This is a genomic window from Flavobacterium sp. (assembly GCF_036759525.1).
Lineage (GTDB): Bacteria > Bacteroidota > Bacteroidia > Flavobacteriales > Flavobacteriaceae > Flavobacterium.
The window spans coordinates 123288-135677 of sequence record NZ_DAIOUN010000002.1; the positions used below are offsets into that span (position 1 = coordinate 123288).

Consider the following 12390-nt stretch of genomic DNA (forward strand, 5'->3'; position numbering starts at 1 on the left):
AAAACCGAAATGAAATTTATAGTATCGAGTTCGTATTTGTTAAAACAACTACAAGTCTTAGGTAGTGTCATAAACAGTAGCAATACTTTACCTATCTTAGATAACTTTTTATTTGAGCTAGATCAGAATCAACTAACTGTTTCTGCTTCTGATTTAGAGACCACTATGTCTGCAACCCTTGAAATCGATTCTAAGAGTAAAGGAAGTGTGGCAGTTCCGGCAAAATTGTTGTTGGAGATTTTAAAAACTTTCCCGGAACAACCCTTAACCTTTACAGTTGAAGAAAACAGCACCATAGAAATAAGTTCCAATTCCGGAAAATATGCTTTAGCCTATGCTCCCGGTGACGAATTCCCAAAAGCTGTAGTTCTTGAAGACCCTTCGGCCTCTGTAGTTCCCGCCGATGTATTAGCAACAGCCATCAGTAAGACCATTTTTGCAGCAGGCAACGATGATTTAAGACCCGTAATGAGTGGTGTTTTTTTCCAATTTTCGCCAGAAGGATTAATATTTGTTGCAACAGATGCTCATAAATTGGTTAAATATTCCAGAACCGATGTTAAAGCTTCTGAAGTAGCCGATTTTATTATGCCCAAAAAACCTTTAAATATTTTAAAAGGAATTTTAGGCGTTTCGGATAGTGATGTAAAAATAGAATACAACGATAGCAATGCTGTTTTTTCTTTTGACAATTACATGCTTGTGTGTAGATTAATTGATGGAAAATACCCTAACTACGAAGCTGTAATTCCAAAAGAAAATCCAAATAAATTGCATATTGACAGAACTCAATTCTTAAACTCTGTAAAACGTGTTGCTATTTTTTCTAACAAAACAACCCATCAAATTAGATTAAAAATAGCCGGAACCGAATTAAATATTTCAGCTGAAGATATTGATTACTCTAACAAAGCAGAAGAAAGACTAACATGTGATTACCAAGGTGACGATATGCAAATTGGTTTCAACTCTAGATTTTTAACTGAAATGTTGAACAATCTTCAGTCGGATGAAATTCAACTAGAAATGTCATTGCCCAACAGAGCCGGAATATTAACTCCGGTAGACGGATTAGATGAAGGAGAAGTAATTACCATGTTGGTAATGCCCGTAATGCTAAACAACTAACTCAAATAAACCCAAAAAAAAGCCGCTTGAATTATCAAGCGGCTTTTTTATTTCATATTAAGGAACTATATATTCATAAGTCGATTGCAATCCCAAAGGAATTCCTAATTTCCAATAGACCAATAAAAAGAGCGTCCATAAAATCATAAAAGCAATAGAATACGGAATCATCATTGAAACTAAAGTTCCTATACCCGTAGATTTGACATATTTTTGACAATATACTACTACCAACGGAAAATAGGGCATCAAAGGAGTCACAATATTAGATACGGAATCTCCAACTCTGTAGGAAGCTTGAGTTAAATCTGGAGAAATCCCTAATTGCATCAACATAGGTACCATTATGGGAGCAATTAAAGCCCATTTTGCCGACGCAGAACCAATAAATAAATTGACAAAAGCAGTCAATAAAATAATTCCCACAATAGTAACCTCGGGTGCTAAAGCCATAGCTTTTAATGTTGAAGCTCCTTTTAAGGCCAATAAAGCCCCCAAATTTGATTTGGCAAAAGCATCAATAAACAAGGCACAAAAGAAAGCCATAACAATATAATAACTCATTCCGCTCATGGATTTTGTCATACTATTGATAATGTCTTTTGATTTTTGAAAAGTACCGGATACATAACCATATACCACACCCGGAATTAAGAAAATAACAAAAATCAAAGGTACAATAGATTTCATCAAAGGAGCAGTAACTACAGCCAATTCTCCCGTTTCAGAACGTAAAGGAGAACTGGAGGGAGCTGCCCAAAAATAAAGTCCCGCCAAACTCATTAACATAACCAATGAAGCCCAAAGAAATGCTTTTTTCTCTTTGGGCATCAATTTATCCATGGTAGGTTTTTCGGTTTCATCTATTTCTACTTCAACCGATTTCAAACGTGGCTCAACAATCTTATCCGTGATATACCATCCAATAACTACAATAAGTAATGTAGAAGCTGCGGTAAAACCCCAGTTGTTTAAAGGATTCAATTGAATATCTTTATCAATAATTTGAGCAGCAGATTGAGTAAAACCTTGCAAAAGCGGATCAATTCCAGATGGAATAAAATTGGCACTAAAACCTCCGGAAACACCTGCAAAAGCTGCAGCTATACCGGATAAAGGATGTCTTCCTGCGGCATAAAAAATTACACCTCCTAGTGGAATTACCAGAACATAACCTGCATCTGTAGCCGTATGAGATACGATAGCTACCAATATTAATACCGGAGTTAATAACATTTTTGGAGTAACACTCAACATGGCTTTTAAACCGGCATTTATAAAACCGGCATGTTCTGCAACTCCAACACCAAGCATAGCTACCAATACAATTCCTAAGGGTGCAAAACCGGTAAAAGTAGTTACCATATTGGATAAAAATGCAGCTAAAGAAGTACCACTCAATAAATTGATAACTTCAATTGGAGCATTCGAACGTGGATCTATTTCTGAAAATGTTATGCCCGACATGAATGCTGATAGTATCCATATACCTATCATCAAACTAAAAAAAAGAATAGCCGGATCCGGAAGTTTATTTCCTTTTTTCTCAATAAAATCAAGTGCTTTATCTACAAAGCCTTTTTTTACAGGTAATTGTTGTTCCATATTTTTAAGAGTTAATTAAAGTACTAATGTAGTACTTTTTTTTAAAGAAACTCTTATTTGGTTTACCCAATGAAACAAAATAATATTGGGAATGTAATTATTATTAATCCAAAAAAACACTTACTTAATCAACTTTAGTTACTATTAAGCCCCTATAAAATGAAGATAAGTAAGTGCTTGAAAACTGTTGAGTTAACTAAATTTTACTTTCGTGAATGGCCAGAATTGGCACCTGAACATGAAAAGCTAATTTTTGAGTTAAACTTTGTTTGAATAACTCTTCAAAAAATCCACGTTTATAATTTAACATAGTTAGTAAATCAACTTGGTAGCTATTCACAAAATTCAGAATTGAGTCTTTCACTTGTTCACTTTCTATAGTGTGAAATTCTACTTGTTCTCCCTTAAACAAAAACTTCCAATCCTGAACAGTAACTTCTTTAACATCAGATTTTTTAGTTTTTATATACAAACAATGTACTTTTGCATCAAATGCTTTTGCTAACTTCAGAACTTGTTTTAGAGCTTCTAAATCTTTTTCACGAAAACGAGTTGTAAAAACGATATTCTTAATAGGTGTAAACTCACAGTTTTCGGGTACACCAAATACAAAAGCATCAACATCTGTTATCACACTACCGGTATTTGATCCCAAAAAGGTTTCTTTAAGTCCAGTAGCTCCTTTGGTTCCCATAACTATATAATCAATATTTTCATCTTTGGCCACTTTTTTTATAGTCCAAATCAAATCACCATGCTTTAAAATATTACTGATTTTAATATGGCCTAGATGATGTTTTTCTGCCAAATCTCTCAAAATTGGAATTTGATCTTTAAAATCTTCAAAATTCTCAAGTTCAATTGAATCGTAAACTTCTTTCAAAGTTTGAGGTAACCCACCCATATGCAACTGAGGAAGTTCATAAGTATGAAGGGTAATTATTTCTGCTCTTATGGCGTTGGCCAATTTTAATGCATATACAAATGCATTCTGGGCAGCAGGAGAAAAATCTGTAGGGAATAATATCTTTTTCATGAATTTAATAATTAATAGGTTAATTGAGTAAGGTAAAGTTAAGGCTTTATTCTCAAATTACATATGATAAATATCATTACCCTATGTCATTGTCTCAATTCTGAAACAAATATTTAGTACTTTTACAAAAAATAAAATCTATGATTTCTAAGGATACCATTGTAGCCTTGGCAACACCCTCCGGTGCGGGAGCTATTGCAATTATTCGACTTTCGGGAAAAGAAGCTCTTTCTATCGTTTCCCCTATTTTTCAATCGGTTTCAGGAAAAAATTTGGCCATTCAAAAAACGCATACCCTTCATTTAGGGACCATTATTGACGGTGAAAAAACCCTAGATCAGGTCTTGGTTTCGGTCTTTAAAAATCCAAATTCCTATACGGGTGAAGATGTAGTAGAAATTTCTTGTCACGGCTCTACTTTTATTCAGCAGCAAATCATTCAACTTTTGTTGCGAAACGGAGCCAAAATGGCTCAACCCGGAGAATTTACCTTGCGAGCATTCTTAAATGGAAAATTAGATTTATCACAAGCTGAAGCCGTAGCCGATTTAATTGCATCAGATAATGAGGCCTCACATCAAATCGCTATGCAACAAATGAGAGGTGGATTTAGTAATGAAATTGCTAATTTAAGGCAAGAATTATTGAATTTTGCTTCTTTAATTGAGTTGGAATTAGACTTTGCTGAGGAAGATGTTGAATTTGCCGACCGCACACAATTTAAAGAGCTTTTAAACCGAATAGAATTTGTTTTAAAACGATTAATTGATTCATTTTCGGTAGGAAATGTTATCAAAAACGGAATCCCAATTGCCATTGTGGGTGAACCTAATGTAGGTAAGTCAACCCTACTAAATGCTCTGTTAAACGAGGAACGAGCTATTGTATCTGATATTGCAGGAACCACTCGTGACACCATTGAGGACGAATTAGTAATAGACGGCATCGGATTTCGATTTATTGATACAGCCGGAATACGAGAAACTACAGACCATGTAGAAAGCATTGGGATTAAAAAGACGTTTGAAAAGATTGAGCAAGCACAAGTAATCTTGTATTTGTTTGATAGTTATAAGTTTCAGGCTTCAAGTTCGGAATACCTACATGAAATTGAAAAAGTAAAGAATAAGTATCCTTTAAAACCGCTTGTTGTTGTTATCAATAAAGTTGATTTGTTGTCTGAAAATGAAATTAGAACTTTACTACAACAACTTGAAACCTTAAACTTGAAATCTGAAACTATTTCAGCCAAACAAAACATTGGTATCGATGAACTAAAGCAAACCTTACTCTCTTTTGTAAATACCGGAGCGTTGCGAAATAACGAAACAATAGTCACCAATTCGCGTCATTATGATTCGCTATTGAAAGCGTTGGAAGAAATTCAAAAAGTGAAATGGGGCTTAGAATCCGGACTCTCATCTGATCTTATGGCAATTGATATTCGCGAGGCTTTATACCATTTTGGAGAAATCACAGGAGAAGTAACCAATGATGAATTGTTGGGTAATATTTTTGCAAATTTCTGTATTGGGAAGTAATTTAAGAAAAACATCACAAAATATTTACTAGAAAATCAAAACAAACCCTTGCAAAACAAGGGTTTTTTAATTTTTATAAGGTATTCTAGGGGAATTTAGATAAAAACGATTTAAAAATTAAAATTTAAATCCTTGACAAAGATTCAATTTGTAACATTAAACTTTTAATTACAAGAATTTTGAATTTACATGTAGTAAAAGATCATGCTTAAATCAATTTCATTTTGTAAGTTAAAGTGTTAAAAAATACAAGAAAAATTTCTATCATTATTATTAAGCTTTAACATTTATCAAAGATTTTTTTTAATTTCAAACATGTAGAACAATTTCCATACAATTTGTTGTATTTTCTTATAAAATAAAAGCTTATAAATACTCTTATCGATAATTAAGTGTATTTTGTCGTTTTTTTTACAACTTAAATATTAAAATTTTAACATTTAAAAACGGTTTTTTTTTTGGAGTTTTGTTAAAAATGATTAGGTTTGTATACCCTAAATTTTAACTCTTATGTACAACTCTAACTCTACTCCTTTTTCAAAATCCTTTTATTCTAAAAAGGTATCATTTCCCAAGATAAATACCCCTAAAACCTCTACCAATAGGCCAAGGACATTTAAGGATACAATAATACAATTGAACTAAATCCTTTGGCTTAACAAAAAATTCAATACGATAATTTGAAACCATTCGTACAATCAATTCTTAATTTTTAATTAAAAAAATAAGAATAAATTGGTTAAAAAAAATATTAATTAAAAGTTAACATGCTGATAATTAAGGTAAAAAACCAAATCTTAAATTTAATTTTGCATTTTACAGTTTAACAAAAGGTATACTATTAAATGAATCCTAAAAAACCAAAAAACTTATTAGTCGGAATAGTCATACATCCCAAATTGGGAGGACTATTGATTGGTCTTTTGGTTCTAATGTTAGGTATGTTTATGGTTTTGCTTCGAATGGAGATTATTCATAAAAGCAAACAAAAGGAAATGAATAATCTCTTAACGGTAGTTCAAAAAAATATTGAACAAGCTCTTCAAAACTCTTCAAACGCTACGCTTTCTCTTGCATTAACGGCTAATACAAATTTTGAAATTGATGATTTTGAAACGATTAGCAAAGAAATTCTAAAACAAAATCCACAAATTGATGCCGTTCAATTGGTTCCCAATGGAGTAATCACCAAAGTCTATCCCTTGGAGGGTAACGAAACTGTTATTGGCTATAATATTTTGGATTCTCAAACAGATCCCTTAGTACGATATGAAGCACAAATGGCAATTAAAAATAAAAAAATGTACTTTGCCGGTCCATTTCATCTTAAACAAGGAGGCATTGGTATAGTAGGAAGACTTCCTATATTTAAAAAAGGGGAATTTTGGGGATTTGTGGCGGTTGTAATTCGTTTGGAATCTTTAATAAATTCATCAGGTATTAATAAAATAAAAGGGGAACGTTATTATTTTCAACTCTCTAAAGTAAATCCATTAACACAAGAAGAACAATTTTTCCTAGATACACCAAAAGATTTTAATGAAAAATATTATCAAGCCGATAATTTCTCGGATAGCAATTGGAAACTTTATGTAGTTGATAAAAGAAAATATGGAATTTGGCTCGAATTACTACCCTCTATCTCATTAGCTATTTTATTAGCCTTGGTATCAGGATCTTTTGCCTTTTTTATTTTTAAAAGACCGCATGAATTGAGAAGGTTAGTGCAAATTCAATCGAGACAGTTAATAAAATCTGAAGATTTGTTTAAAACCATATTCGATAAAGCTGCAGTTGGTATTGCCAAAATTAATAGTACCAATTTTAAACTTTCTGAAGTAAATGATAGGTTTGCCGAAATATTAGGTTATACTCCACAAGAACTTCAAAATAAATCGTTGCCCGATATTACGCAAGCTTGTGATTACGTTTTAATTCAAGAAAAAGAATCCCAATTACGATCTGGTGAAATTCAAGAATACAAGGTAGAAATCCGACTTCAATCTAAAGAAAAAAAAGAAATTTGGGTAAATTTAACCGTATCGGCTTTATCTGATGCCAATAAAAATTCTGATTTGAATGTTGCCATTATTGAAGATATAACGGTTAAAAAGTATTCTGAAAATCAAATCATTGAAAGTAACAAAAGATTGAAAAGTCTATTTGATGATTCACCTATACCGCTTTGGGAAGAAGACTTTTCGGATGTAAAAAAACATTTAATTAATTTAGGCTTAGTTGGACTTCCCAAAAAAGATATCGAGAATTACATGGTTCAACACCCTGATTTAGTTTTTGAATGTATTAGTAAAATCAAAATTCTTAGATTGAACCAAAATTGTCTCCAATTACATGAAGCCGATAGTGTGGAACAATTAATGGTACATTTTGATAAAATAATGACCGATGATGCTCTGGAAACAGTTAAGAAACAAATTATTACCATTTGCAAAAATAAATCCAAGTTTGAAACCGATTCCAAAATCAAAACTTTAAAAGGGAAAGAAAAATACATTCATTTGCAATGGAATGTCATCTCAGGATACGAAGATAATTTAGAACGGGTAATCATTACTACCGAAGATATTACGGAGAGAAAACTGGCACAAATCAACTCGGAAGAATCCCAAAAAAAATTAAATGCCCTCATTAATTCAATTGACGGAATTGTTTGGGAATATATTCCTGAAAATGAAACCTTTAGTTTTATAAGTGATAAAGTTTCCGATATTTTGGGCTATGACAAGGAAGAATGGCTCAATAACAAGCAGTTTTGGGAAAATCATATTCACCCCGAAGACCGAGATACTATTCTCAATCAGTTTAAAAATTTAAATGCCAAAAACAATGCATTAGATTGCGAGTACAGAATGATTACTCGTTCCGGAAAAACAATTTGGGTTCGGGATATCATCAATTACATTTCCCATGAAACTTCAACAAACGTAACCATTCGCGGTATCATCATCGATATTACAAATTCGAAACAAATTGAAAAAAACTTAAATCAATCACTCGAATTAGTAACCAAACACAACCAAAGATTATTCAACTTCTCTCACATTGTTTCTCACAATTTACGTTCACACACCAGTAATATCCAATCTATAATTAATCTTCTAGATATTACTGTAGAACCCAAAGAGAGAGAAGAACTTTTGGATATGCTCAAAACCGTATCGTCAGATTTAGACGAATCGGTTCATCATTTGAACGAAATAACGAACATTTATACCAATATTGATGTTGAAAAACGAAAAATTCAACTTAAATTAGCAGTTGAAAATATTTTATTTGGGTTATCTAATATCATCACTCTTTTAAAAGCCGAAGTAACCAACAATTTGTCGCACAAAACATTAGTAGAACACAACCCATCGTATTTAGATAATATCATTTTAAATTTCTTATTGTATATTTTAAAAAACAAAGATTTAAAAACAGCCCCAAAAATTAAAATACAATCCTACGAAGAAGACCATTATACTGTTTTAGAAATAGCAGATCAAGAAAAAGGAACCAATAAAAAAGAAACCAGTAACAAAATCTTTAACCTTTTTCATGTTGTAGATAACGACAGTAATTTAAATCACGGATTTGGACTATTTATTGCCAAAAGTCAAATTGAAGCCTTAAATGGAAAAATTCTCATCGAAAATAAAGACGAAGAAACACTATTCAAAATTTATTTTAAATGAAAAAATCTGTCTTAATCATTGACAACGACCCAATCTATCTCACAATTACCCAAAAAATAATTGAAAGATTTGAATTGGCTGATTCAATTTTCATTGGGAGAGACGGCCTTGAATCCATCAATTTAATTAAAAATAGATTAGTAGCAAATCAACTTTTGCCAGAAATTATTCTTCTCGACCTCGAAATGCCTATTATGAACGGATGGGAATTTTTGGATGAATACTGTAAAATTAAAGACTCCTTTCCAAATCAAGTATCCATTTACATTGTGAGTTCATCTATTTCATATACCGATAAAAGTAAAGCTAAAAACTACACTGATGTGAAAGATTTTTTCTCCAAACCTGTAAGTATTGAAACTTTAAAAGAAGTTTTAAATAGTTAATTTTCAATTGAGTAACCCCCTCATTTCTTTTATCATAAAAAAATGACAATTAATTGTAGGTTTACCTTTATTTTAAATACTTTTGCTACAATTAATAGTATTTAAAATGAAAAAAATCGTAGTTGCTTTAGCTGTTTTCAGCAGCTTACTCGCCTGCTCAAAATTGGGCGAAAATGAATTTGAAATCACAGGGACTGCCACAGGTATTGAAGATGGAACTTTGGCCATACTTGAAACTCAAGATGAAAGCGGAATGGGACTTATTGCCAAAGATACAGCCGTTATCAAAGATGGTAAATTTACGTTTAAAGGTACGGTTACAGAACCCGAATTACAACTCATTCAAATTGAAAAACTTCAAGATAAAATTGTATTTATTCTTGAAAACGGACCTATATCTATTACCGTTTACAAAGATAGTTTAAACAAATCCTTAATTGGAGGTACTTTTAACAATGATCAATTTGCAAAGTACAACAAAGAACAAGGTACTATTCAGAAAAAAATTGTCGACTTCAGAACCGCAAAAATGCAACAAATGCAAGAAGCTATGGCTACAAACGACTCTGTAACTATGAACAGCATTCGCAATGAGTTTGCCGGTTTGGAAACCGAACTCAATGAACTTAACTTTTCATTTGCCGAAAAAAATCCTAAAGCTTTCATAAGTGTCTTAATGTTGGAAAACATGTTTTATCAACCCAATGTAAATTTTGAACGTGTTGAAAAATTATTCAAACAATTAGATCCAACTGTAAAAAACACCAAACCCGGAAAAAAATTAAGCGAATTGATAAGTAATTTCAGTGCAGCATCTGTTGGAAAACCCGCACCCGATTTTTCTGCTCCAAATCCCGAAGGAAAAATCATTTCGTTAAAAGAAAGTTTAGGTAAAGTAACCCTTATTGATTTTTGGGCAGCTTGGTGTGCTCCTTGTCGAAAAGAAAATCCAAATATTGTTGCACTTTACAATGAATTCAAAGACAAAGGGCTTCAAATTATTGGGGTTTCTCTAGACAAAGAAGGAGATGATGAAAAATGGAAACAAGCAATTTTAACCGATAAATTGACTTGGCCTCAAGTTTCCAATTTAAAATATTGGAATGATCCAATTGCCAAAAAATACAACATTCAAGGAATACCTGCCATCTTTATTTTAGATGCCAATGGAGTGATTGTAGCCAAAGATTTAAGAGGTGCCGAACTTCGTGAAAAAGTACAAGAACTTTTAGCTGCAAACTAATACGAATCAATTCCAAAAAGAAAAAAAAACCTGATACAAATGTATCAGGTTTTTTTGTGGGGAGAGCAGGATTCGAACCTGCGAAGGTTTCCCAACGGATTTACAGTCCGTCCTCGTTGGCCGCTTGAGTATCTCCCCCCGCGAATTGCAGTGCAAATATAGTATTGTTTTTGGTCTTCACAAATGTTTTAAAGGCTAAATTGCCTAAAATATTTTAAGCATTTGGTAATGAGAATAGTAAAATCTAAAGACAAAACACTGCTTCAGCTTGTTTTTATATTATCTCGAATAATTTGGAGCTTCTTTAGTAATCGTCACATTGTGTGGGTGGCTTTCCCCTATTCCACTCGTGGTAATTCTGATGAAACGTCCGGTAGCTTGTAAAGTGGGTATGTCTTTGGCACCACAATACCCCATTCCGGCACGAAGTCCGCCAATGAATTGTTGCATGCTCTCGTTTAATTCACCTTTATACGGTACGCGACCCACAATGCCTTCCGGAACTAATTTCTTCACGTCGTCTTCCACATCCTGAAAATAACGGTCTTTAGAACCTTCCTGCATGGCTTCCACCGACCCCATTCCACGATAGGATTTGAATTTTCTTCCTTCAAAAATAATGGTTTCACCTGGAGATTCTTTGGTTCCGGCTAATAGTGAACCCAACATCACACAATCGGCACCAGCCGCAATCGCTTTGGGAATATCGCCCGTATAACGAATTCCGCCATCGGCTATCACGGGAACGCCACTGCCTTTTATCGCCGCAGCCACTTCCAACACCGCAGAAAACTGAGGAAATCCAACACCGGCCACCACTCGCGTCGTACAAATAGAACCCGGTCCGATACCCACTTTAACCGCATCTGCACCGTTTTCAACCAAATATTTGGCAGCTTCAGGAGTGGCAATATTACCCACCACCACATCTAAATCCGGGAATTTCGCTTTTACTTGTTTTAAAACCGTTACAACCCCTTGTGTATGTCCGTGAGCCGTATCGATAATCACTGCATCAACTCCGGCATTTACCAAAGCTGTAGCACGTTCTAACGCATCTGCTGTTACACCAAGTGCCGCAGCTACTCGCAAACGACCAAACTTATCTTTGTTCGCAATCGGTTTTTGATTCAGCTTCGTTATATCTCGAAACGTAATCAAACCAATCAATTTAAATTGGTTATCGACTACCGGTAATTTTTCAATTTTATTTTGCTGCAAAATGCCTTCTGCTTCTTGCAAAGTAGTTCCTTCGGCAGCGGTAACGAGATTTTCAGACGTCATCACTTCCAAAATCGAACGCGAATTGATTTTCTCAAAACGCAAATCACGATTGGTCACTATACCTTTCAAAATTCCGTTTTCATCTACTACAGGAATACCGCCAATACTAAACTCACGCATGGCCGATTTGGCATCGCCAACCGTAGCCGTCAATGGTAACGTTACCGGGTCGAGTATCATTCCGGCTTCGGCACGTTTTACTTTTCTGACTTTGGTGGCTTGTTGTTCAATCGTCATGTTTTTGTGCAAAACCCCAATACCGCCTTCTTGAGCCATCGCGATGGCCATAGAACTCTCGGTCACCGTATCCATCGCAGCCGAAACAATAGGAACATTTAGCGTAATATTTCGTGAAAATTTAGATTGAATACTTACCTCGCGAGGCAAAACTTCAGAATAGTTGGGAATAAGCAGAACATCATCGTAGGTTAATCCCTCACCAATGATTTTAGTTGTGTGTGCGTTCATG

Annotated in this window: 8 protein-coding genes and 1 tRNA gene; 5 read left to right on the plus strand and 4 right to left on the minus strand. The window is 33.8% G+C overall.

Translation table 11 applies throughout. From position 1 onward, the window contains the following. Positions 1-9: 9 nt before the first annotated feature. The gene (dnaN, locus tag V7M80_RS02355; protein ID WP_333693759.1) at positions 10-1128 is read left to right on the plus strand and encodes a DNA polymerase III subunit beta; all 1119 of its coding nucleotides are present in this window, start codon (positions 10-12) and stop codon (positions 1126-1128) included. A 57-nt stretch (positions 1129-1185) separates the two neighbouring features. Here the strand turns inward: dnaN and V7M80_RS02360 are convergent, their stop codons facing one another. Both V7M80_RS02360 and V7M80_RS02365 read right to left on the minus strand, forming a co-directional pair. Further along, positions 1186-2733: an AbgT family transporter gene (locus V7M80_RS02360; RefSeq protein ID WP_333693760.1), complete on the minus strand. Its 1548-nt coding sequence runs from the start codon at positions 2731-2733 to the stop codon at positions 1186-1188. A gap of 196 nt (positions 2734-2929) precedes the next feature. Continuing rightward, the gene (locus V7M80_RS02365; protein WP_333693761.1) at positions 2930-3769 is read right to left on the minus strand and encodes a universal stress protein; all 840 of its coding nucleotides are present in this window, start codon (positions 3767-3769) and stop codon (positions 2930-2932) included. A gap of 140 nt (positions 3770-3909) precedes the next feature. On the opposite strand from V7M80_RS02365, the gene mnmE reads away from it, so the two are divergent. The 4 genes from mnmE to V7M80_RS02385 all read left to right on the plus strand — a co-directional run bounded on the left by mnmE (position 3910) and on the right by V7M80_RS02385 (position 10637). After that, entirely contained in the window at positions 3910-5310 is a 1401-nt protein-coding gene (gene mnmE / locus V7M80_RS02370) for a tRNA uridine-5-carboxymethylaminomethyl(34) synthesis GTPase MnmE (RefSeq protein WP_333693762.1), read from the plus strand. 845 nt (positions 5311-6155) lie between these two features. Next, a complete protein-coding gene (locus tag V7M80_RS02375; protein ID WP_333693763.1) occupies positions 6156-9008 on the plus strand; it encodes a PAS domain S-box protein in 2853 nt (950 codons plus the stop codon). Continuing rightward, a complete protein-coding gene (locus V7M80_RS02380) occupies positions 9005-9394 on the plus strand; it encodes a response regulator (protein ID WP_333693764.1) in 390 nt (129 codons plus the stop codon). The genes V7M80_RS02375 and V7M80_RS02380 overlap by 4 nt, the downstream gene beginning before the upstream one ends. A gap of 106 nt (positions 9395-9500) precedes the next feature. Beyond that, a complete protein-coding gene (locus V7M80_RS02385) occupies positions 9501-10637 on the plus strand; it encodes a TlpA disulfide reductase family protein (RefSeq protein WP_333693765.1) in 1137 nt (378 codons plus the stop codon). Between the two features lie 57 nt (positions 10638-10694). Here V7M80_RS02385 and V7M80_RS02390 read toward each other — a convergent pair. Beyond that, positions 10695-10775 (minus strand) — tRNA-Tyr (locus V7M80_RS02390). 141 nt (positions 10776-10916) lie between these two features. Continuing rightward, entirely contained in the window at positions 10917-12389 is a 1473-nt protein-coding gene (gene guaB, locus V7M80_RS02395) for an IMP dehydrogenase (protein WP_333693766.1), read from the minus strand. Position 12390: the final 1 nt, after the last annotated feature.